This is a genomic window from Streptomyces sp. NPDC053665, assembly GCF_055585285.1.
Window position 1 is genome coordinate 271018 of record NZ_JBVJKK010000003.1, and the last position, 22090, is coordinate 293107.

Consider the following 22090-nt stretch of genomic DNA (forward strand, 5'->3'; position numbering starts at 1 on the left):
CACCGGCGGGCCCGCCGAACGGGCGCCGTCCACCTCACCGGCCCCTGAGGTCACGGGAGTCCACAACCGTCACAGTGCGGTCACCGTGGCACCCCGCTTGTTCCCCGGGGAGGGGCCGGTCCTTACGCTGACCCTGTCAAGACCATTGCGGGGCAACGTGAATCAGATGCAGGGCCGGCTCGTCGCGGGCCGTTACCGGCTGGCCGAATCCATCGGCAGTGGCGGCATGGGCCGGGTGTGGCGGGCGCATGACGAGGTGCTGCACCGGTCGGTGGCCGTCAAGGAACTGACGGCCGCCCTCTACGTCTCCGAGAGCGAGCAGGCGATCCTGCTGGCGCGTACCCGCGCCGAGGCCAGGGCAGCGGCCCGGATCAGCCACACCGCGGTCGTCACCGTGCACGACGTCCTGGAGCACGACGGGCGCCCCTGGATCGTGATGGAGCTGGTCGAGGGCCGCTCCCTGGCCGACGCCGTCAAGGAGGACGGTCGCGTCGAAGCCCGCGAGGCGGCACGCGTCGGCCTGTGGGTGCTGCGGGCCCTGCGCGCCGCGCACACCGCGGGCGTCCTGCACCGCGACGTCAAACCGGGCAACGTCCTCCTCGGCCGCGACGGACGCGTCCTGCTCACCGACTTCGGCATCGCCCAGATCGACGGCGACACGACGATCACCCGCACCGGCGAGGTCGTCGGCTCGGTCGACTACCTGGCGCCGGAGCGCGTGCGCGGACAGGACCCGGGGCCCGCCTCGGACCTGTGGGGACTCGGCGCGACGCTCTACACGGCGGTCGAGGGCCGCTCCCCGTTCCGCCGGACGACCCCTCTGACAACGATGCAGGCCGTGGTCGAGGAGGAGGCCGCCGAACTCCGCCACGCCGGCCCGCTCGCGCCCGTCATCACCGCCCTGCTGCGCAAGGACCCGGCCGCCCGTCCCGGACTGCCCGAGGCCGAGCAGATGCTCGCCGAGGCCGCGGAGGGGCGGCGCCCGAACGGGGCGCAGGCGTACGTGCCGACGCGGTACGGCGGCGGGACGGGGGCGCCGTACGGGGAGGCGCACAGCGGCACGGGCGGCACGGGCGGCACGGGCGGCACGGGCGGTACGGCCGGCAGGGGTGGTACGGGCCCGGTGGGCGCGGGCCGGGGCGGCTCCGGTCCGGCCGGTGCCGGGTCCGCCGGCACCGGCTCCGCCCCGCAACCCGGGGCCCCGCTCCCTCCGCAGACCGGCACCGCGGCCGGCGGGTCGCCGACGACCGGGGCGCACACGGCGGGCACGCACACGGGCGGTGCACACATGGGCGGTGCACACATGGGCGGTGCACACGTGGGTGGCGGCCACACGGGCGGTGCGCCCATGGGCAGCCGCCACACGGGCGGTGCGCACACGGGTGGCGGCCACACGGGCGGTGCGCCCATGGGCAGCGGCCACACGGGCGGTGCGCACACGGGTGGCGGCCACACGGGCGGTGCGCACACGGGTGGCGGCCACACGGGCGGTGCGCACACGGCGGGCCGTCCCACCGTGGGCAGCCACCCGGCCGGCAGCCGCACGGTGGGGATCACCGGCACGGGCACCGGTCCGACGGCCGTCGGCCCGACCGCGCAGGCCCCGCAGCCGCCCGGGCCGCAGGTCTCCGGCCGGCCGGTGCCCGGCGGCCGGCGGCGGCGCCGGCTGCGCACGCTCGCCCTGGTCGTGGCGCTCGCGGCCATCGTCGGCGGCGGCACCGCGGTCGTGCTCCAGCAGTGGGACCGGGGCCGCGGGACGAGCGACGCCTCCGGCTCGCCGGACACCGGCGGCACCGCGAAGCCCGGGGGATCCGTCCCGGACGGCTGGACGCGGCACGACGACCCCGCCGGATTCAGCCTGTACCTGCCCGAGGGCTGGAAGCGCAAGCCGTTCGGGGCGCAGGGCGAGATCAAGCAGATCGACTACACGCCCGACGACGGACGGCACTTCGTCCGGATCGCCGTCGACCCGTCCCCGGACTTCGCCGATCCCCACGCGCACCAGCTCGACCTGGAGCAGCAGTTGCAGCGGCTGGTCGACTACCGGCGGGTCCGGCTGGAGCGCAACGTCTACCGCGACCGCGAAGGCGCCCTCTGGGAGTACACCTGGACCGCGCTGGCCAAGGACATCAAGTTCCCCGGCCCCCGCCGCGCCATCGAGGAGACGTACGTGGCCCGCGACGGCACGGAGTACGTCCTCTACATGTCCGCGCCGGCGGCGGACTGGGCGACGGCGCGCAAGCAGTTCACCTCGGTCCTGCAAGGCTGGCAGGAGAAGACCGCCTGACGACGGGCCGGCGCCGGCCCGTCGGCCGTCTGTTTCGGCCACCCGCGTCCCGGCGCCCCGGAGCCGTCCCGTCCGGTGGGGCATGATGGCCGTATGGGGACCGAGGGGCACAACAGGCGTGTCATCGCGGGCCGTTACCGGCTCGAGGAGAAGCTCGGGCGCGGGGGCATGGGCGTGGTCTGGCGGGCGACCGACCAGTTGCTCGGCCGGGGCGTGGCGGTCAAGGAACTCCCCTACGACGACACCCTGTCCGCGGCGGAGGCCCGCCGCCAGCGGGACCGTACGCTGCGCGAGGCCCGGGCCGTCGCCCAGTTGAGCCACCCGCACATCATCGTCGTCCACGATGTCGTCGAGGACGCCGAACGGCCGTACATCGTGATGGAGCTGGTCGAGGGCGGCACGCTGGCGGACCGGCTCGCCGGGCGGGGCCCGGTCGACGCCGCCGAGGCCGCGCGCATCGGTGTGGACCTGCTCGGCGCGCTGCGCGCCGCGCACGCGTCGGGGGTGCTGCACCGGGACCTCAAACCGGACAACGTCCTGCTGGAGTCCGGTACCGATCGGGTCGTCCTGACCGACTTCGGCATCGCGCAGGTGCAGGGCGCCCCGACGCTCACCGAGAACGGCTCGTTCGTCGGCTCGCCCGAGTACACCGCGCCCGAGCGGATGTCGGGGGTCAGGACGGGCCCGGAGTCGGACCTGTGGTCGCTGGGCGCGCTGCTGTGCACGGCGCTGAGCGGGGAGTCGCCGTTCCACCGGGACTCCCTCGGCGGTGTCCTGCACGCGGTGGTCGTCGGCGACATCCGCCCGCCCGCCGAGGCCGGACCGCTCCTGCCCGTCGTGCACGGCCTGCTGGAACGCGACCCCGACCGGCGGCTGGACGCGGACCGGGCGGAGCGGATGCTGCGGGCCTTCCTGACGACGGGACGCACCCCGCCCGCGCCCCCGCCCGGGTACGCCCCGGTGCTGCGGGTCGTCCCCGGCGGCCGGCCGCCGGACCCGGCCGGACCGCCGCCCGCGCCGACGGCGGCCGTGCCGGGCGGCGGGCCGCGGGAGGAGCCGTTCCTGCGCCAGCCCGGGCGGCGGGTGCTCGTCGCCGCGGTGCTGGTCGCCGCGATGGCCGGGGCCGGAATCTCCGCCGCGGCACTGCTGCGCGGCGACGGCGACGGGGACGGCGGCCCGGTGCCGACGAGTTCGGCGCCCCGCACCCCCGCGACCGGGTCCGCCTCCCCGAGCAGCCACGCGCCCACCGCCACCCCCTGACGGCGGCCCGGCCGGCACCGGCGGGAGCCGGAGACACCGACCGGGAGCCGCGCCCCGACGTCACGGGTCTGTGACCGGCTGCCGCCCATGGTGGATACGGGAGCGCCCGGCGCGATATGGATGGACCCATGAGCAACAACGGGGGAGCCCGCTCCGGGTCCGACGAGCCGACGAGTTTCGTTCTGCAACCGCCGAACCCGCAAGCGCCGGTACCGGGCGATCCGTACGCGTCACCCGCCGCGCAGCCCGCCCGGCCCGGGCCGCCCCGGCAGCCCGCCGGCCCGGCGGAGGAACCCGGCACGGGACGGCTCATCGCCGGGCGCTACCGGCTGCTCGGCAAGCTGGGCCACGGCGGTATGGGCACGGTGTGGCGGGCGCAGGACGAGACGGTGGAGCGGGAGGTCGCCGTCAAGGAACCGCGCGTCCCGGAGCACCTTCCCGAGCGCGAACGCGCCAACGCCTTCGAGCGGATGCGCCGCGAGGCCCGGGCGGCGGCCCGGCTCGACCACCCGGCCGTCGTCGACGTCCACGACGTCGCGGTGGTGGACGGCAGACCGTGGATCGTCATGGAGCTGGTGCGGGGCCGCTCGCTGGGCGACGCCCTGCAGGAGGGCACCCTGTCCGCGCGCGAGGCCGCCCGGATCGGCCTGGAGGTGCTCGGCGCCCTGGAGGCCGCGCACGCCGCGGGCATCCTGCACCGCGACGTGAAGCCGGACAACGTCCTGCTCGGCCGCCACGACCGGGTCGTGCTCACGGACTTCGGCATCGCCCAGATCGAGGGCGAGACCAGTCTGACGGACACCGGCGGGTTCGTGGGCTCGCCCGAGTACATCGCCCCGGAGCGGGTGCTGGGCCAGCGCCCGGGTCCGGCCAGCGACCTGTGGTCGCTCGGCGTGGTGCTCTACGCGGCCACCGAGGGGGTCTCGCCGTTCCGCCGCAGCAACACCCCCGCCACCCTCCAGTCCGTCCTCAACGCCACGCCCGCGCCGCCTGCCTCGGCCACCGGCCCGCTCGCCGAGGCCATCGGCGGACTGCTGCAGAAGGACCCGGCCCGCCGCCCGGACGCGGCACGGGTACGGGCCCTGCTGACGGCGGCCGTCGAGCCGCCCGCACCGCAGCCCACCCAGGCCCTCCGGGTCACCGGACCGGCCGACGGGCGCCGGGGCGCGCGCCTCGGCCGCAAGGGCTGGGCCGGCCTCGGCGCGGCGGTCGTCGCGGCGGCGGTGGCGGCGTACCTGGTGGTCGCCGACCCGTTCGCCGGGCCCCTGCCCGACGGCTGGGAGGTCCGCCAGGAGAAGGCGCTGGGGGCGGCGATGGCCGTTCCCGAGGGCTATCAGCGGACCGTGCCCGACCGGGAGTCCGACGACGAGCACTGGGTGAGGTACACGGACTGGAGCGGCAGCGTCTGGATCGAACTCACCCTCGAGAAGAAGGCGGAGGACACCGGCGGCGCCATCGGGGCCTCCGCGGCCGCCGAGATGTACGAGGACGACAGCAAGTTCAAGAAGAGCGGCGACTACGTCCTGGACATGCCGGCGGACCCGGAGCGGACGAACCCCGTCACGACGACCTACCGGGGCAAGAAGGCCGCCGAGAACACCGTCGCCTACGTCACCGACGACACCCAGGACCCCCGCCCCCGCGAAGTGCGCATCTTCTACTACCGCACCACCGGCGGCGACCTGTACAAGCTCACCGTCGGCTACCCGGGCAAGGGCGACTTCACCGACCGCGGCACAGAGGTGGCGAGCGAGGCGATCGAGAACCTGGACATCAACGGCACCTGACAGGGCGCCTGTTGGCCATCCCGTCGCCCACCCCGCGTCGACAAGTCCCGGGGCCGCACGGTACTGATGGGGCATGAGCAACGACGGGGGCGGTACGGACGACGCCCGGGGCCGGCTGGTCGGCGGACGGTACCGGCTGATCGAGCGCATCGGCTCCGGCGCGACCGGCACCGTCTGGCGGGGCCACGACGAGCTCGTCCAGCGCGAAGTCGCCGTACGGCAGCCCTTGTTGCCCGGTGACCCCGAAGACGCCGGCCACCGGCGTGCCGCCCACCGGCTGCACCGCGAGGCGCGGGCCGCCGCCCGCGTGGACCATCCCTCCGCCGTCACCATCCACGACGTGGTGGTCGAGCCGGAGCGGCGGGACGAACCCCCGGGCCCCAAGGGCCCCGACGAGCTCGACGCCACCGAGATGCTCGACGGACTGCCGTGGATCGTCATGGAGTCGGTGCGGGGGGAGTCCCTGCACGAGCGGCTCCGCCGCGGCCCGGTCGAGCCGGAGGAGGCGGCCCGGATCGGCCTCGCCGTCCTCGGCGCGCTGCGCGCCGCGCACAGCGTCGGCATCGTGCACCGGGACGTGAAACCGGCCAACGTCCTGCTCAGTGAGGACGGCCGGGTCGTGCTCACCGACTTCGGCATCGCTCAGCCGCACGCCGGGGAACACGCCGCCGGGACGGGGGAGTCCGGCGCCCCAGCGGAGTTCGTCGCCCCCGAGCGGATGTCCGGGCGCGGCGCCGGTCCCGCCTCCGACCTGTGGTCCCTGGGCGCTGTGCTGTACACCGCCGTCGAGGGCTCGTCCCCGTTCCGCCGGGGCACACCCGAGGCGACCCGCACCGCGGTCCTGGAGTCCCGGCCGCCCGCACCCGAGCGGGCCGGTCCCCTCGGGCCGCTCATGTCCCGGTTGCTGAGCGCCGACCCCGACCAGCGGCCGGACGCGGAGGAGGCGGCCGCCGCGCTGGCGCTCGTGGCAGGGCCGTCGGCCGTCACCGCGCCGAGGGCACCTGCGGACAGGCCGGACAGGCCGGACAGGCCGGACAGGCCGGACAGGACTGCGGGAGCGCCCGCGGACGCCGCACCACCGAAGGCGCCGGCGGCCGCAGCGGCCACCGAAGCACCGGTCGAGGCTTCGGCATCGAGCCCGCAGGAGCCGCCGAGACGTCCAGGTCTCCTCCGCCCCGCCCCCCTCGCCCTCCTGGGCGCGCTGCTGGCCGGTGGCATCGGGACGGCCACCCAGCTCACCGGCACCAGCAGTGCGGACACCGGCAGCGCGGGCGCCGAGGTCGGCGCGAGCAGTGCGCAGGCCGCCGGGCGCGCCTCCCGTACCGCCCCCACCCCCGACTGGACCGCGCACCACGAGCCGGACCTGGCGGCGGTGCTCCACCTGCCGGGCCACTACCGCGCGCTGGCCCGCACCGGCAGCACGGCCGACCAGCCCCGCACGGCCCTGTACGGCGACGAGAGGGGCGGCACCGTCCGCGTCCGGCTCCTCCGCTGGGACCGGGCACCCGGCTCCCTCGAGGACGAGGCCCGCACGACCGAGGTCGGCGGGGACCGCCGGGCGCACACCGAGTACACCCCGACCACCGTCCAGGGCCACGACGCCGTGCTCGTCGACACCGCCTACACCCGGGACGGAACACCCCGGCGCGTCCTGCGGCTCCTGGTGCGCACCGCCGCCGACCGCCTGTACGAGCTGCGCGTCGACATGGCCCGGGGGACGGCGGAGGAGCCGGAGGGCACCGCGGTGTTCGAGGGGGCCCGGGACGGTCTCGGGTTCGTAAAGGACTGAGGAAGTTCCGCCGGTCACCGCCCACGCCCTGATCAGGGCGTTTGTTGCCAGCAGTCACTGGCAGCGTGTGTGCAGCCGGTGAAGCCGTATTACCGACGGGTACCCAAAGGCCCCGCAGCGGCATACCCTGCGCCTCATGACGGACGCGCAGGCCGCCGAGAAGACGGCAGAGACCGGCACGGCTCAGGCCGGTACGAACCCCCTCGCCCCCGCTCCGGAGGGCGCCCGCACCGCCGCCGACGTGGTCACCCCCGAGCTGGTCGCCCAGCTGACCAAGGGCGTGGCCGGTTCGGGCCGGACGGCCAACCACACGCCGTTCACCGGCGAGAAGCTGGCCGACCTGCCCGAGTCGACGCCCGAGGACGTGGCGCAGGCCTTCGCGGCGGCCCGCACCGCGCAGGCCGTGTGGGCGCGGACCCCGGTGCGGCAGCGCGCCGCCGTCCTGCTCCGCTTCCACGACCTGGTGCTGGAGCGCCAGGCCGAGGTGCTCGACCTGATCCAGCTGGAGACGGGCAAGGCGCGGCTGCACGCCCACGAGGAGGTCCAGGCCGTGGCGGTCGCCGCCCGGCACTACGGCCGCAAGGCCCCCGCCTACCTCGGGCCCAAGCGGCACACGGGTGCCGTGCCGACCCTGACCAAGGTCACCGAACTGCGCCACCCGCGCGGGGTGGTGGGCCAGATCGCCCCCTGGAACTACCCGCTGGAGCTGTCGGTCGGCGACGCGCTCCCGGCGTTCGCCGCGGGCAACGCGGTGGTCATGAAGCCGGACACCGAGACCTGCCTGACCGCCCTGTGGGCCCGTGACCTGCTCTTCGAGGCCGGACTGCCCGCCGACGTGTTCCAGGTCGTCCTCGGCGACGGCCCGGTCGTCGGCCCCGAGGTCGTCCGGCACGCCGACTACGTCTCCTTCACCGGCTCCACCCGCACCGGCCGCGAGGTCGCCCAGGGCGCCGCCGCCCGGCTGGTCGGCGTCTCCCTCGAACTCGGCGGCAAGAACGCCATGCTGGTCCTGGCGGACGCCGACATCGACAAGGCCGCGGCCGGAGCCGTGCGCGCCTGCTTCTCCTCGGCCGGACAGCTCTGCATCTCCATCGAGCGGCTCTTCGTCCACGAGTCGATCGCGGACGCCTTCCTGGAGCGCTTCGCCGCCCGCACCAGGGCCATGCGCCTGGGCACGTCGCTGGCGTACGGGGCCGACATGGGGTCCCTGGTGGGCGAACGCCAGCTCCAGACCGTCACCCGGCACGTGGAGGAGGCCGTCGCCAAGGGCGCGAAGGTCCTCGCCGGCGGGGTGGCCCGCCCGGACATCGGCCCCTACTTCTTCGAGCCGACGATCCTCGACGGCGTCGCCACGGACATGTCCGTCTGCGCCGAGGAGACCTTCGGGCCGGTCGTCTCGGTCTACCGCTTCACGGACGAGGACGAGGCGATCGAGCGGGCCAACTCCACCGCCTACGGCCTGAACTCCTCGGTCTGGACGAAGAACGGCCGCCGCGGCCGGGAGGTCGCCGCCCGCCTGCGCACCGGCACGGTCAACATCAACGAGGGCTACGCGCCCGCCTACGGCAGCGTCCAGTCGCCCATGGGCGGCATGAAGGACTCGGGGCTGGGCCGCCGCCACGGCTCCGAGGGCATCCTCAAGTACACCGAGGCCCAGACGGTCGCCCACCAGCGGGTGCTGCCCATGGCCCCCTCGCTGGGCATGGACGACGAGGCGTACGCCCGGTTCATGAGCAGGAGCCTGCGCCTGATGAAGGCGTTCCGGTTCCGGTAGACGACGTTCGCTTCAGCCACTCGAAGGGGAGACGGCACGTGTCTCAGGACGCTTACGACTACGACGTCATCGTCGTGGGTTCCGGCTTCGGCGGCTCGGTGACCGCCCTGCGCCTCACCGAGAAGGGATACAGCGTCGGCGTCCTGGAGGCCGGCCGCCGCTTCACCCGCGAGACCCTGCCGAAGAACTCCTGGGACCTCAAGAACTACCTGTGGGCCCCCAAGCTCGGCATGTACGGCATCCAGCGCATCCATCTGCTGGGCAACGTCATGGTGCTGGCGGGAGCGGGCGTCGGCGGCGGCTCCCTCAACTACGCCAACACGCTCTACGTCCCGCCGGCGCCGTTCTTCGAGGACCCCCAGTGGCGTGACATCACCGACTGGCAGGACGAGCTGGCGCCGTACTACGACCAGGCCCGCCGGATGCTGGGGGTCCGCCTCAACCCGACCATGACGCCGTCCGACGTGCACCTGAAGGCGGCCGCGGAGAAGATGGGCTGCGGCGACACCTTCCACCTCGCGCCGGTCGGCGTCTTCTTCGGCGACGGCGAGGACGCCGACGGCACGGTGAAGGCCGAGCCGGGCGAGGAGGTGCCCGACCCGTACTTCGGCGGGGCCGGGCCGGCCCGCAAGGCGTGCGCGGAGTGCGGCGAGTGCATGACCGGTTGCCGGCACGGCGCCAAGAACACCCTCAACGAGAACTACCTGCACCTCGCCGAGAAGGCCGGCGCGGTCGTCCACCCCCTGACGACGGTCGTGTCCGTCACCGACGACTCGCGGGGCGGCTACGCCGTCGCCACCCTGCCCACCGACGGCGGCCGCAAGGCGAAGGGCCGCACCTACACGGCTCGCAAGGTCGTCCTCGCCGCCGGCACCTACGGCACCCAGACCCTGCTGCACCGGATGAAGGCGGGCGGCCAGTTGCCCCGGCTGTCGGCCCGGCTGGGCGAGCTCACCCGCACCAACTCCGAGGCCCTGGTCGGCGCCCAGACCGACGACCGGCGCTATCGCAAGGCCCACGGCGCGTCCCGGGCCGACTTCACCCGCGGCGTCGCGATCACGTCCTCGATCCACCCGGACGCCAACACCCACATCGAGCCGGTCCGGTACGGCAAGGGCTCCAACTCGATGGGCAGCCTGTCCATCCTCCAAGTGCCCTACGCCGGGCGGAACTCGGGCACCGCACGGGTGCTCGGCTTCGTCGCCCACGCGGCCCGGCACCCGCTGCTGACCCTGCGCTCGCTGTCCAACCGCCGCTGGTCGGAGCGGACCATCATCGGCCTGGTGATGCAGTCGCTGGACAACTCCCTGACGACGTACGTGAAGCCGTCGGGGATCGGCCGCGGGCTGCTCACCGCCCGCCAGGGCCACGGCTCGCCCAACCCCAAGCAGATCAAGGCCGCGACCGAGGGCGCCTCGGCCCTGGCCGCCGAGATCAACGGCTTCGCGGGCTCGAACGTCGGCGAACTGATGGGCACCCCGCTCACGGCCCACTTCCTGGGCGGCTGCCCCATCGGCGACTCCCCGGAGACGGGCGTGATCGACCCCTACCACCGCCTGTACGGGCACCCCGGCATCTCGGTCGTCGACGGCGCCGCCGTCTCCGCGAACCTGGGCGTGAACCCCTCCCTCACCATCACCGCGCAGGCGGAACGGGCGATGTCCTTCTGGCCCAACAAGGGCGACGCCGACCCGCGCCCCGAGCAGGGCACGGCGTACGCGCGGCTGCGGCCGGTCGAGCCCAAGTCGCCGGCGGTCCCGGCGGAGGCGTTCGGCGCGCTGCGGCTGCCGTTCCTCGGCATGCCGGCGGTGCCGCCCAGGAAGTAGCCGCCACCGGCGGCCGAACGGCAACGGAAGAGGGACCTGCACCCCCCTCCGAGCGCAGGTCCCTCTTCCGTTCGCTGCGGCCTGACGGCCGCTGTGGCTTACGCCTCCGCGCCGGCCTTGCGGCGACGGACCACGAAGATCGCACCGGCACCGGCGACGACCGCGGCACCGCCGACCAGGCTGATCATCGGCAGGGCGGAGCTGGAGCCGGTCTCGGCGAGGCTGCCGGTGACCTCCGGCGTGTTCCCGCTCGGCTTCTCGTCGGTGACGGGCGCCTTGCCGCCTTCCTGCGGCTTGGTGCCACCGGTGTCCGTACCGGCCGAGACGATCTGGAAGCGGTACGACACGTCGCCGAAGCCGGTGCACTCGGCGTCGTCGTCACCGTAGATCGTCGCGCCGAGCGAGAAGCCGGCGCCGACCGGGGCGGACTTGCTGACGTTGAGGCGCAGCGGGATGTCGACCTCGTAGCCGGGCTTCAGCTCGTCGGTGTAGCCGACGTAGCCGACCGCGAAGCCGCCCTCGTTCAGGTCGGTCCAGACCTTGCTGTCCGGGTCCCAGGCCTGGAGCTGGACCTGCTTGCTGGTGAACAGCTCCTCGCCGTTCTTGTCGGGGGAGGCCCCGGCGAAGAAGTCGAGGTCGTTCAGGGTGGAGTCGGAGTCGTTCAGCACGCTGAGCGAGAACTTGTGCCAGCCGCTGCCCGCGGCGATCTTGCCGGGCAGGCCGGAGATGGCGACGTCGACCTTGGTGTCCTCGCACACGGAGGGCTCGGGGTCGGGGGACTCCGACTCCTCCGGCGCGGAGGTGCTCGGCGCCGGGGAGGAGGCGCTCGCGGACGTGCTCGGCGAGCTGGACGTCTGCGGAGCGGAGGCGCTCGTGGACGTGCTCGGAGCCGGGGCCGTCTCGGCGGGCTTGGACTCGGTGGCCGACGGCGAGGCGGACGTCTCGGGAGCGGACTCGCTCACCGACGCGCTCGGCGTGGGCGTGGTTTCGTCGGACGCGTACGCGGCCGGTGCCGCGAGCAGTGCCACCGGGGCTATGACCGCCGTTGCGGCCGCTGCTGCCATGGCGCGGCGAAGCTTCATGAAGACCTCGGAGAGTCCGGCGTACCGCGGGCTGCGGTACGAGCGTTGGGGGAGGCCTCCGCGTGTGGGGCGCGGGAGTGGCCCGTGGTTCGCCAGGTTGGATCCGTGGAACCTGTGAAAGGTTGTGCGGGTCCTCACGCAATTTTTATGTGGGCTGTGTCACAGGCGGGGTCTTCTTGTGGAGGCGTCCGCCACCCGATTAGATCTTGGGTTCGTGTCTGAGAAGCCGTCCGACGACCGGTCGTCGGACTCGGAGATCCCCGACGACGTCTGGGAGCAGTTCGCCCGCGACACCGAGCGGGACATCCGGTCCTCCGCCCCGAAGGAGCCGTCCGCGCGGGCGCGCCACGTGACCGAGAGGCTGCGCCGGCAGGACGCCCGGGGCGAAGTGCCTCCCGGATGGCGCACCGACGCGGCCCGGCCGGCCGGGAACGGGCGGGCCGGCCGGCGCCGCACGCTGTGGGCGATCGTGGGTGTGCCCGTCGCCGCGGCCGTGGTGCTGGTGGCCCTCAAGCCGTCGCTGCTGCCCGGCGACCCCTTCGGCGCCGGGGACCCGCCGGCCGCCGAGGCCGCGCCGCTGCCCGCGGAGACCGCGGCGCCGACCGCCGCCCCCGGCGCGGCCGGCACGGAACGGCCCACCCTGGACGAGCCGTTCGCCGGATCCCCGGCACTGCGCTGGGCGGACGGCGAGGCGGGCATCGTGCTGCCCGAGGCGAAGGCCGTGGGCGCGGTCCCGAAGGCCCGCGTGGAACAGGCGCTGAAGCTGACCAAGAAGCTGCTGGTCGGCACCAACCTCGACCCGAGGGTGATCGGCGGGGCGCGCCCCGAGGCCGCGTTCGCCGTCCTCGACCCCAAGCAGCCGAAGCTGTTCGACGACCTGAACACCGCCCTGCGCTCCCCGAGCGCCGAGGACGACCCGGTGACGTTGTTCAGCCGCTTCGACCCGGACGAGGTGCGGCCGGTGGGCGATGTGATCAAGACGCGCGGCCGCATGACGACCGGCAAGGGCACGCACGGGGGAGTGGCCGTGCACGCCGACTACACCTTCGTCTACCCGCTCGTCCGGGCGGACGGGCGTACCGAGGTCGCCCGCACCATCGTGCGCCGCGTCCTCGACGTCGAACTCGCCGACCCGGCCCGCTACCGGGTCACCCCGGGCCGGCTGCTGCTGGTGAAGTACGACCAGGAGATAGGCAACTCCTCCTGCGACGTCCACGACGGCTTCCTGCACCCGGGCTTCCCGTCGGCCACCTCCGCGGACCCGGCCCCGAGCGGTCCCGAGGTCGACCCGTACGACCGGAGCCGGCCGCTGGACGACGGCAGCGCCTGCGGGACGGTGACCCGCACCTGAGTCCGCCCCGCCCCGCCCCGGTGGCCGGGCCGGGACAGGGCGAAGGGCCCCGCGGTGTGGAGCCGCGGGGCCCTTCCTCTCGTCAGCACCGGCGCAGGGCGGCGCCGGTGCCCGGAAGCGGCGCCGGGGGGTAGCGCCGCTGGTCTCGACCCGGGTGGTGGTGCAAGGTCCGTCGGCCGGCCCCGGGCGTCCCCGGAGCCGGCCGTTCTCTTGGGTGACCGGGCTGCTGTCCCCTGCCGTCCGGTCACTTCCCTGGGGCGAGGTCCCACGACGCACGGCACGATCCGTGCGTCTCATCGCCCCAGTGAGCCACGCGTGGTTCTTTCGGGCCCGCGGCTGGCTGGCGCGGACACCGGGACCAACGACGCCCGGTGGAACGCGGTCACGCGCCGTACGGGTGAGAGCGATGCGTACGTCTGTCTCCAGAACGCCGATTCAGATTTTGCCGCGGCACAGTTCCAGCAGCGTCATCGCGAGGGCCGTGCCCGGCTTGCCCAGCGCCTCGCGGTAGTGGCCGAGGACCTCCATCTCGCGCGAGAGGTTCACCCGGCGGCCGCCGGAGGAGATCCGCGCCTCCTGGATGACGGCGGAGACGGCCACCCGTTCCTGGATCAGGCCGATGATCCGGTCGTCGAGCGCGTCGATGCGCTCACGGGCGCCGGTGATCACGTCGGCGGCCTCGGTGGTGCGGGCGCCGGTCACGTCGGTGACGGTCATGGAAGGGCTCCTCGTCGTCGGGGGCCGCCCCGGGGCGACAGGGCCCGGACGACGACAGGCGCCCCGGGCCTTGTCGGCCCGGGGCGCCTGGGAAGTCGCTTGTCAGTTGCTCAAGCAGCACGACCATGGCAGCCGGTGGGCCGGATGCCATAGGTAAAGCGGAAGGTCGGGTGCGTGAGCATGCGGCCAGTATGCCCGCGGGCCCGGCGGTGGCCAAACGGGTTCGCATGGTGAGACGGCGGGCCGCGGACCGGGACGGGCCCGCGGGCGGGACACCGCGGGCGAGCACCTCGGTAGACTCGGGGGCACAAGACCCCCGCCCCACCGCCGGAAGGCACCTCGTGTCATCAGCGTCTCCCGCTGCCAGCGCCGCCGACACCGTCCTGGTCGTCGACTTCGGCGCGCAGTACGCCCAGCTCATCGCCCGTCGCGTCCGCGAGGCGCGGGTCTACAGCGAGATCGTGCCGAGCACCATGCCGGTCCAGGAGATCCTCGCCAAGAACCCCGCGGCGATCATCCTCTCGGGCGGTCCCTCGTCGGTGTACGAGGAGGGCGCTCCGCGACTCGACAGCGCGCTCTTCGAGGCCGGCGTCCCCGTCTTCGGCATGTGCTACGGCTTCCAGCTGATGGCGCAGACCCTCGGCGGCACCGTCGACAACACCGGCGCCCGCGAGTACGGCCGCACCGATCTGCACGTGGCCAAGGCGTCCTCCACCCTCTTCGAGGGCACCCCCGGCGAGCAGGCCGTGTGGATGTCGCACGGCGACGCCTGCTCCGCCGCCCCCGAGGGCTTCTCCGTCACGGCCTCCACGGACGTCGTGCCCGTGGCCGCCTTCGAGAACGACGAGAAGAAGCTCTACGGCGTCCAGTACCACCCCGAGGTGATGCACTCCACGCACGGGCAGCAGGTGCTGGAGCACTTCCTGTACCGGGGCGCGGGACTCACGCCGAACTGGACGACCGGCAACGTGATCGAGGAGCAGGTCGAAGCGATCCGCGAGCAGGTCGGCGACAAGCGCGCCATCTGCGGCCTGTCCGGCGGCGTGGACTCCGCGGTGGCCGCGGCCCTGGTGCAGAAGGCCATCGGCTCCCAGCTGACCTGCGTGTACGTCGACCACGGCCTGATGCGCAAGGGCGAGACCGAGCAGGTCGAGAAGGACTTCGTCGCCGCGACCGGCGTGCAGCTGAAGGTCGTGGACGCCGAGGAGCGGTTCCTCAAGGCGCTCGCCGGGGTGTCCGACCCCGAGGAGAAGCGGAAGATCATCGGCCGCGAGTTCATCCGGGTCTTCGAGCAGGCGCAGGCGGAGATCATCGCCGACGAGGGCCCGGCCGTGGAGTTCCTGGTCCAGGGCACCCTCTACCCGGACGTCGTCGAGTCCGGCGGCGGCAGCGGCACCGCGAACATCAAGTCCCACCACAACGTGGGCGGCCTGCCCGAGGACCTCGAGTTCAAGCTGATCGAGCCGCTGCGCAAGCTGTTCAAGGACGAGGTCCGCATGGTCGGCCAGGAGCTCGGCCTGCCGGAGGAGATCGTCCAGCGCCAGCCGTTCCCCGGCCCCGGCCTCGGCATCCGCATCGTCGGCGAGGTCACCAAGGAGCGCCTCGACCTGCTGCGCGAGGCCGACGCCATCGCCCGCGAGGAGCTCACGGCGGCCGGCCTCGACCGGGACATCTGGCAGTGCCCGGTGGTCCTGCTCGCGGACGTCCGCAGCGTCGGCGTCCAGGGCGACGGCCGCACCTACGGCCACCCGATCGTGCTGCGTCCCGTCTCCTCCGAGGACGCCATGACGGCCGACTGGTCGCGCCTGCCCTACGAGGTCCTCGCGAAGATCTCCACCCGCATCACCAACGAGGTGCGCGACGTCAACCGCGTCGTGCTCGACGTGACGTCGAAGCCGCCGGGCACCATCGAGTGGGAGTAGGCCCCGGGGGCGCCTGACCGGCGCTAGGTGCGCTTGATCAGGCGCAGGGGCTCGCCGGGCTTCCACGTCTGGACGACCAGGTGGTCGTCCTCGACGCGGGTGCGCACGACCTCGGTCAGCTCGGTGCGGAAGAGGTGGAACGGCTGCGGCGGTTCCACCTCTTCGACGTATCCGGCCTTCGCCTCCCCCTCGCCGACCTCGACCGCCCGGCCGCTGATCCGCACGTCGCCGCCGCCCATGCCCGTGCCCTCGCCCGGGTTGGCCTGGAGCGCGAAGCGCGGGTCGCGGCGCAGGTCGAGGGCCTTCAGCGAGCCCGGCATCATGCCGAGCCACAGCTCGCCGTGCAGGAAGCGGACCTCCAGCCCGCTGGTGCGCGGGGATCCGTCCTTGCGCAGGGTCGCGAGGACGTGGTGGGTGTGGGCGGTGAAGCGCTCCTCGACCGTGCGGGCGAGGCCCGGCTCGGCGCCGGCGAAGGCGGCCCAGTTCGTCGGGGGCGTGCGGATCGGCTGCGGGGCAGGGCTCATGAACCCGAGTGTGCCGCCGAAACCCGACATCTTCTGTCCGGTTACGCCGCGTGCGGCGCCGGGCGCACGAACCCTTCCCGCCCGGCCTCGTCCCGCACGGGTGTGCAGCCGGCCGCCGTCAGCCGCCCGGCCAGCTTCGCGCGCCGGGCCGTGTTGATCCGCAGTGCGCCGAGCAGGAACACCGGGGTCAGCACGGCGAGCGGGAGGAGGACGGCGTACTTGCCGGTCAGCACGGCCAGCAGCCCGAAGAGCGCCGGTCCCGCCCACGCCATGGCCAGCAGCTGCCTGCGGTTGGCGGCGGCGCCCGCCGCGTCGTACCGGATCAGCGTGGTGACCAGGTCGACGTCCGCCTGCGCCTCGGGGACCGGGGTGAGCGTGCCGAGGTACATGCCCGGCGCCGGGCGTCCGGGACCCGGGTCGGGGAAGGCCGTCCGGCAGACCGCCGCGCGCTGCTGCGCCTCGGGGCCGGGGTCCCGGACCAGCTCGATGTGCGCCATCTTCTGCTTGCCGGCCAGGCGCACGCCGGCGTACCGGAAGCCGTAGCACTCCGCGATGTACGTGAGCGCGCCGAACGTCGGCCACTCGGCGAACGGGTGGACGAGTTCGAACCGGTCCTGGGTGGCGATCTGCCGCATGAGGGCCGCGATGTGGCGGTCGGCGAGGCTCAAGGTCACTCCTGGCTGAAAAGCATTGCTGCACTGCTGATTCCGCACACCAGACCCCTCAGGGGCCCCGAGGGTTGCCTTCGGTCTTTACGGAACCGAGCTGTCGCGCCGGACCGGCCGAGGGTAACTTCGCGCCCCGTGAACCAACGCAGTGCTGGAGGACACATGCACGGGACGCCCGGGTCCACCCCGCCCCGGCCGGTGCCCACGGACCGGCTCCGGTTCTCGATGCCGCCGATGCACGAATCGGTCGAGGACGAACGCCGGCACCGCAAGGAACGCCTCGCGGGCGCCCTGCGGCTCTTCGGGCGGCTGGGCTTCGAGGACGGTGTCTCCGGGCACATCACCGCACGCGACCCGGAGTACAGCGACTGCTTCTGGGTCAACCCGTTCGGCATGCCCTTCCGGCACGTCACCGTCGGCGACCTGGTGCTGGCCAACGCGGACGGCCAGGTCGTCCAGGGCCGCTACCACGTCAACCAGGCGGCGTTCACCGTGCACGCCCAGGTGCACGCGGCCCGCCCCGACGTGGTCGCCGTCGCCCACTGCCACTCCGTGCACGGCCGGGCGCTCGCGGCCCTCGGCGCACTGCTGGAGCCGATCACCCAGGAGAGCTGCGCCTTCTACGAGGACCACACCCTGTACGACTCCTACACGGGCGTCGCCGTCGACGCCGAGGAGGGCCGCCGGATCGCGGCCGCGCTCGGCTCCCGCAAGGCGCTCGTGCTGCGCAACCACGGGCTGCTGACCGTCGGCGACTCGGTGGACGCGGCGGCCTGGTGGTTCGTGTCGATGGAGCGCTCGTGCCAGGTGCAGCTGACGGCACAGGCGGCCGGGCGGGTGGTGCGCATCGACCACCGGATGGCGGTGGCCACCCGGGAGCAGCTCGGCGGCGACCTGGTCGCGTGGATCAACTACCAGCCGATGTGGCGCGAGATCAGCCGCAGCGAACCGGACCTGCTGGACGGGGGCGCACCGTGACAGCCGCACCGAGGCGATGCGGCCCCCGCGTCAACACGGCGCGCCGAAGTTCACCCGTGTGACCGGACGGAACCGCGCCGAGCGGGTGGTGTAGGGCACAATTCGCTCTCGTCGCAGGGCAGTTGCACAGCGGTGTTTCCGGGGTCCGGAAGGCCGGCGGTGGCGGGATCGCGGGAAGGCGGGCGTCGGGCGTGGCGGTGCAAGGGGCGAGGCAGGGCGGCCCGGACACGGGCGGGTACGCGGCTGCGTACGCCGGATCTCACGGAGCCGGGTCTCACGGAGCCGGATCTCACGGGGCCGGGGCTCCCGACGGGGCCGGGACCGGCCACGCGGGCGGGTGCGCCTGCGGGGACTGCCCGCACGGCGCGCGCGAGGGGCATCGGCGGGCCGTCGCCGCGTTCCTCGCCGCACGGGACGAGTTCGCGGCCGGGCGCGGGCTGCCCGCCGCGGTCGCCCACTCGGCGTCGGCCACGCGGCAGTGGGTCTCCGAGGAACTCGCGCAGTCGGCCGAACTGGTGGCCGAGCGGGGCCGGGCCGAGGGGCGGGCGTGGCTGACGGGCCTGTGGCGCCGGACGGCCGCCGTGGTGGGGGCCGCCGTCGTGGCGCTGCTGCTCGCGCAGACCCTCACGGCGCTCGGCGCGGGCTGGACGCCGGCCCGCACGGCCGGGCTCGCCGCCGCGCTGGTGGTGGCCGCGGCGCTGACGGCCGCGTCGTGGCTCCACCGCGCCAGGGGCGGTGTCCTCGCCCCCGTCATCGGCGAGGACAACCGGCTCTCCACGTCCCGTACCGTCGCCGCCGCCTGGGTGCTCTTCGTGGCCTACGCGGTGCTCGTGCTCGCCGGGCGCCTGGCCGCGGCCTCCCGGCACGCGGAGCGGGACGCGCTGATCGCCGGGCTGGATCTGGCCCGGGGCGCCGGGGTGGTGACCGTCCTCGCCGTGGTCTGCGGGGTCGCCGTGCTGGTGCGGCGCGTGGTCGGGTTGCGGGTCCTGGGGCAGCGGCTCCAGAAGGTGCGCGCCGACCGGCCGCGGGCCGCCGATCTGCTGACCGACGACGCCGGCCGGGGTGCCTTCACCGACCTCCAGTACGTGGTGATCAGCGCAGTCGCCCTCGTCTTCGCGGCGGTGCGGCTGGCCAGGCGGCCCGACCAGCTGCCCGACCTGCCGTGGGGCCTGGCGGTGGTGGTGCTGGTGTCGGCGGCGACGTATCTCGCCGGGAAGTACGCGGAGGGCGGCAGGCCGGTCGTCCTCTCCGTGGTCCGGGCCCGGGAGGCGGGCGACCTGGACGGCCCGATCCGCACGGGCGACGACATCGAGATCCGGGGCGCCGGATTCGTGCCGCCCGGGGCGCAGGGCGCCGACCGGCTGGCGCGGATGGTCGTGCGGGTGGGCGCCGTGCACGTCCACGTGCCCCTGGTGCCGGTGCCCGGCGGCTTCCGCAACCCGACCGACACCCGGCTGACCGTGCCGGTCCCGGCGGAGGTGGAACCGGGCCGGGTGGAGGTGCAGGTCGTCACGGCGGCGGGCGTGGAGACGAACCGGTACGCCATCGACGTGACGGAGTGACGGCCCCGGGGCGACGGCGTCACGGACCACGGGCCAGCGGGCCTGCTGGGCTGCGGAAAAGACCGCGCGGGGTTGAACCCGGGCGGGTCGACGTACGTATCGTCTGTCGAGGGGACTCGGCACCGGGCGGGGTGAGAGGCGGCCAGCAGCCATGACGCACGGCATGAGAACCGACACGCACCACGGCCCGCACTTCGGCGACGGAGGAGGCCGGCGGGACACCGCCGCCCGCTACGCCCTGCTGCCCCTGCGCGTCTTCCTCGGCGTCACCTTCGTCTACGCCGGCCTGGACAAACTCACGGACAGCGCCTTCCTGAAGGACTCGGGCCCCGGGTCGATCGGCGACATGATGCGTGCCGTGCGCGACTCCTCGGCCATCCCCGCCCTGGTCGACCTCTCCCTCAAGAGCCCGGCCGGCTTCGGCTACGCGATCGCGCTCGGGGAGCTGGCCGTCGGCATCGGCACCCTGCTGGGCCTGTTCGCCCGGCTCGCCGCCCTCGGGGGCGCGCTGATCTCCCTCAGCCTGTGGCTCACCGTCAGCTGGTCCTCCGACCCGTACTACTACGGCAACGACCTGGTGTACCTCATGGCCTGGATCCCCCTGGTGCTGGCGGGTGCGCCGCTGCTGTCCCTGGACGCCGCCCTGCGGGCGAGGCGACGGCAACGCGGCGGGGGATACCGCTAGGGGGCGCCCGCCCGTCCCGACCCCTCCCGGACACCACCGTCCCGCCCTTCCCCGGACACCGCCGTCCCGGCCGGTCAGGCCTCCGCTTCCGCACCGCCCGCTCGGCGGCGTCGCCGCGCCCGGCCCGCCACGAACGCCACCGCGCCCGCGAGGAACAGCCCGCCCGTCACGAGGGGCAGGGCCAGGAACCAGGGGATCTCCCAGGCGCCGCCCGCGTCACCGGCGTACAGGACGCCCGTCGCCGTGAGGACGGTGCCCGCGCACAGCCTGCCGGGCCGGATCTCATGCCGCAGCACGGGCCACCTCCGCCTGTCCCATGCCGACCCGGAGATCCAGGTCGACGGTGCCCGACCGCCGCACGCCCGCCTCGGGCGAGAGGGTGGCCTCCTGGTGCCGCCCCGGCTGGACGTCCACGTCCTTCGGGTCGTCGCCCGGCAACTGGAGGTCCCCGATCCCCACCTCGGCGTTCAGCCGCACCGTCACGTCGCGCGGCACGATCACCTTCACCCGGCCCACCCCGACCTCCGCCCGCACGGTCACGGTCTGCCTCCCCGTCAGGTCCAGCCGCGTGAGGTCCAGGGTGCCGACGCCGGTGCCCAGTTCGTAGTGCGGCCGTACGTCCGCCGCCGTGGCGGGCTGCCAGGTGGTGCGCGACCAGTGCGTGCCGATGTCCTGGGGCAGGGCCGCCGAGGCGGCGAGCAGACCGGCCGTGACGACCGCGAGCAGGATCGAGCCCGCCCCGGTCCGGCCGAGGAAGGCGCTGACGGCGATGCCCAGTCCCAGCACCACCAGCGCGCACGACAGGCCCGTCTGGAGACTCGTGCCGAGCGGGTGGCCGTCCCACGTCAGGCTGGTGCCCAGGGCGCCGGCGAGCAGGGCCAGCAGGAAGGCCCAGCCGCCGATCGCGCGCGGACCGCGGGGCCGGGGCTGCCGGGGGCGGGGGGCAGGGGCCGTCTCACGGGTCCCGGGCCGCAGGGTGCCCGGGGCCACGTCCACCGCCGCGGCGATGTCCAGGTCGTGCGTGTCGCGCGGGCCCCACAGGTAGCCCGTGCCGCCGATGTGGGTGCCGTCCTTGACGATCGGGTCGCGCCACCACGAGGGCGAGGAGGCGAACACCGGCGGGGCCTGGGGCTCCGGAGGGGCGTCCGCGACGGCCTGCGCGGCCAGCGGGTCGGGGTCGGGCGCACCGCGCTGGCGCGACCAGTAGCCGGCGCCCGCCAGCAGCAGGGCGAGGACGACGGCGAAGGTCAGCACCCCGCCGTTGTTCAGCATGGTCAGGAAGACGCCGCAGCCGACCAGCGCGAACAGCACCGCCGCCAGCGCCTGCCCGTCGACCCGGCCGGTGAGCAGCTTGCGCACCTCGTTCTCGTCCTCGTCGTAGGGGACGAAGAGCCAGGCGAAGCCGTAGAAGATCAGGCCGAGGCCGCCGGTGGCGGAGAGCACGGCGAGGGTGATCCGGAAGATCACCGGGTCCATGTCGTAGTGCCGTCCGAGCCCGGCGCAGACCCCGGCCAGGGTCTTGTGGCGGCGGTCGCGCCGGAACCGGTCGGCCGGGCCGCCCGGCGCGGCCCGGCCGGCGGGGCCGGGCGGACCGGCGTCCGCGGCGGGCGCGGCACCCTGCGGCCCGTCGCCCGGGGCGGGGCGCGGGCCGGGGCCGGGTCCCGGACCCGTCGCGGCGTGCTCGTGATCGGTCATGGGTCCATGGTGACGGGCGCGGCGGCGCGGCGGCAGCCGGATCGACCCTGGTCCGACCCTGATATCGGCCCTGAGACGGGCACAGGCACGGGCACGGGCGGGTGCGAGGCGGAGGCGCCGGAGATCAGGGGAGTTTCCGGGGCCGACCCTGATGCTCCGGCCTGGCGCCCGTGTGACCATCAG

At 74.4% G+C, this 22090-nt stretch carries 16 protein-coding genes and 1 pseudogene; 11 read left to right on the top strand and 6 right to left on the bottom strand.

Features of this window, described 5'->3' with window-relative positions; all coding sequences use genetic code 11:
- The first annotated feature begins 166 nt into the window (after positions 1-166).
- The 6 genes from ACZ6ZN_RS14235 (at position 167) to ACZ6ZN_RS14260 (ending at position 10723) form a co-directional block, all read left to right on the top strand.
- Positions 167-2287 carry a serine/threonine-protein kinase gene (locus ACZ6ZN_RS14235; RefSeq protein WP_469646898.1) on the top strand — a complete coding sequence of 707 codons (2121 nt, stop codon included), beginning with the start codon at positions 167-169 and terminating at the stop codon, positions 2285-2287.
- A gap of 93 nt (positions 2288-2380) precedes the next feature.
- On the top strand, positions 2381-3547 hold the full coding sequence (locus tag ACZ6ZN_RS14240) for a serine/threonine-protein kinase (RefSeq protein WP_451879762.1): 1167 nt from the start codon (positions 2381-2383) through the stop codon (positions 3545-3547).
- 128 nt (positions 3548-3675) lie between these two features.
- Positions 3676-5334 carry a serine/threonine-protein kinase gene (locus ACZ6ZN_RS14245; RefSeq protein ID WP_469646078.1) on the top strand — a complete coding sequence of 553 codons (1659 nt, stop codon included), beginning with the start codon at positions 3676-3678 and terminating at the stop codon, positions 5332-5334.
- 73 nt (positions 5335-5407) lie between these two features.
- Positions 5408-7123, top strand: a complete 1716-nt coding sequence (locus ACZ6ZN_RS14250) for a serine/threonine-protein kinase (protein WP_469646081.1) — start codon at positions 5408-5410, stop codon at positions 7121-7123.
- Positions 7124-7259: 136 nt separating this feature from the next.
- Positions 7260-8897, top strand: a complete 1638-nt coding sequence (locus ACZ6ZN_RS14255) for a succinic semialdehyde dehydrogenase (protein WP_469646083.1) — start codon at positions 7260-7262, stop codon at positions 8895-8897.
- Between the two features lie 38 nt (positions 8898-8935).
- A complete protein-coding gene (locus ACZ6ZN_RS14260; RefSeq protein WP_469646085.1) occupies positions 8936-10723 on the top strand; it encodes a GMC family oxidoreductase N-terminal domain-containing protein in 1788 nt (595 codons plus the stop codon).
- A 98-nt stretch (positions 10724-10821) separates the two neighbouring features.
- Here the strand turns inward: ACZ6ZN_RS14260 and ACZ6ZN_RS14265 are convergent, their stop codons facing one another.
- Positions 10822-11805, bottom strand: coding sequence for an LAETG motif-containing sortase-dependent surface protein (locus ACZ6ZN_RS14265; protein WP_398106994.1), 984 nt, complete (start codon positions 11803-11805; stop codon positions 10822-10824).
- 214 nt (positions 11806-12019) lie between these two features.
- Between ACZ6ZN_RS14265 and ACZ6ZN_RS14270 the strand changes: the two genes are divergently transcribed.
- Positions 12020-13156: a hypothetical protein gene (locus ACZ6ZN_RS14270; RefSeq protein ID WP_469646087.1), complete on the top strand. Its 1137-nt coding sequence runs from the start codon at positions 12020-12022 to the stop codon at positions 13154-13156.
- Positions 13157-13591: 435 nt separating this feature from the next.
- Here ACZ6ZN_RS14270 and ACZ6ZN_RS14275 read toward each other — a convergent pair.
- A pseudogene (locus ACZ6ZN_RS14275) lies at positions 13592-13882 on the bottom strand (chorismate mutase); the annotation flags it as partial.
- 332 nt (positions 13883-14214) lie between these two features.
- On the opposite strand from ACZ6ZN_RS14275, the gene guaA reads away from it, so the two are divergent.
- Positions 14215-15795 (top strand): glutamine-hydrolyzing GMP synthase, encoded by a 1581-nt coding sequence (gene guaA / locus ACZ6ZN_RS14280; RefSeq protein ID WP_451879658.1) that lies wholly within the window; start codon positions 14215-14217, stop codon positions 15793-15795.
- A gap of 23 nt (positions 15796-15818) precedes the next feature.
- Here guaA and ACZ6ZN_RS14285 read toward each other — a convergent pair whose 3' ends face one another.
- Complete coding sequence (locus ACZ6ZN_RS14285) at positions 15819-16319, bottom strand: pyridoxamine 5'-phosphate oxidase family protein (RefSeq protein ID WP_398106991.1); 501 nt, start codon at positions 16317-16319, stop codon at positions 15819-15821.
- A gap of 41 nt (positions 16320-16360) precedes the next feature.
- Positions 16361-16987 carry a hypothetical protein gene (locus ACZ6ZN_RS14290; RefSeq protein WP_469646091.1) on the bottom strand — a complete coding sequence of 209 codons (627 nt, stop codon included), beginning with the start codon at positions 16985-16987 and terminating at the stop codon, positions 16361-16363.
- Between the two features lie 162 nt (positions 16988-17149).
- Between ACZ6ZN_RS14290 and ACZ6ZN_RS14295 the strand changes: the two genes are divergently transcribed.
- The 3 genes from ACZ6ZN_RS14295 to ACZ6ZN_RS14305 all read left to right on the top strand — a co-directional run bounded on the left by ACZ6ZN_RS14295 (position 17150) and on the right by ACZ6ZN_RS14305 (position 20212).
- Positions 17150-17965: a class II aldolase/adducin family protein gene (locus ACZ6ZN_RS14295; protein ID WP_451879660.1), complete on the top strand. Its 816-nt coding sequence runs from the start codon at positions 17150-17152 to the stop codon at positions 17963-17965.
- Between the two features lie 191 nt (positions 17966-18156).
- Positions 18157-19527: a hypothetical protein gene (locus ACZ6ZN_RS14300; protein ID WP_451879661.1), complete on the top strand. Its 1371-nt coding sequence runs from the start codon at positions 18157-18159 to the stop codon at positions 19525-19527.
- Between the two features lie 151 nt (positions 19528-19678).
- On the top strand, positions 19679-20212 hold the full coding sequence (locus tag ACZ6ZN_RS14305; RefSeq protein WP_398106987.1) for a DoxX family protein: 534 nt from the start codon (positions 19679-19681) through the stop codon (positions 20210-20212).
- Positions 20213-20286: 74 nt separating this feature from the next.
- Here ACZ6ZN_RS14305 and ACZ6ZN_RS14310 read toward each other — a convergent pair whose 3' ends face one another.
- Entirely contained in the window at positions 20287-20508 is a 222-nt protein-coding gene (locus ACZ6ZN_RS14310; RefSeq protein ID WP_469646095.1) for a hypothetical protein, read from the bottom strand.
- Positions 20495-21907, bottom strand: coding sequence for a PspC domain-containing protein (locus ACZ6ZN_RS14315; protein ID WP_469646097.1), 1413 nt, complete (start codon positions 21905-21907; stop codon positions 20495-20497). Before ACZ6ZN_RS14315 ends, ACZ6ZN_RS14310 begins: the two co-directional genes overlap by 14 nt.
- Positions 21908-22090 lie beyond the last annotated feature (183 nt).

What these genes read in the sequence shown, in the direction of transcription:
- ACZ6ZN_RS14240 (WP_451879762.1), top strand. Translation starts at nt 2,381, where the DNA reads ATGGGGACCGAGGGGCACAACAGGCGTGTCATCGCGGGCCGTTACCGG.
- ACZ6ZN_RS14250 (WP_469646081.1), top strand. Translation starts at nt 5,408, where the DNA reads ATGAGCAACGACGGGGGCGGTACGGACGACGCCCGGGGCCGGCTGGTC.
- ACZ6ZN_RS14315 (WP_469646097.1), bottom strand. Translation starts at nt 21,907, where the DNA reads ATGACCGATCACGAGCACGCCGCGACGGGTCCGGGACCCGGCCCCGGC.
- ACZ6ZN_RS14235 (WP_469646898.1), top strand. Translation starts at nt 167, where the DNA reads ATGCAGGGCCGGCTCGTCGCGGGCCGTTACCGGCTGGCCGAATCCATC.
- ACZ6ZN_RS14245 (WP_469646078.1), top strand. Translation starts at nt 3,676, where the DNA reads ATGAGCAACAACGGGGGAGCCCGCTCCGGGTCCGACGAGCCGACGAGT.
- ACZ6ZN_RS14265 (WP_398106994.1), bottom strand. Translation starts at nt 11,805, where the DNA reads ATGAAGCTTCGCCGCGCCATGGCAGCAGCGGCCGCAACGGCGGTCATA.
- ACZ6ZN_RS14295 (WP_451879660.1), top strand. Translation starts at nt 17,150, where the DNA reads ATGCACGGGACGCCCGGGTCCACCCCGCCCCGGCCGGTGCCCACGGAC.
- ACZ6ZN_RS14285 (WP_398106991.1), bottom strand. Translation starts at nt 16,319, where the DNA reads ATGAGCCCTGCCCCGCAGCCGATCCGCACGCCCCCGACGAACTGGGCC.
- ACZ6ZN_RS14305 (WP_398106987.1), top strand. Translation starts at nt 19,679, where the DNA reads ATGACGCACGGCATGAGAACCGACACGCACCACGGCCCGCACTTCGGC.
- ACZ6ZN_RS14255 (WP_469646083.1), top strand. Translation starts at nt 7,260, where the DNA reads ATGACGGACGCGCAGGCCGCCGAGAAGACGGCAGAGACCGGCACGGCT.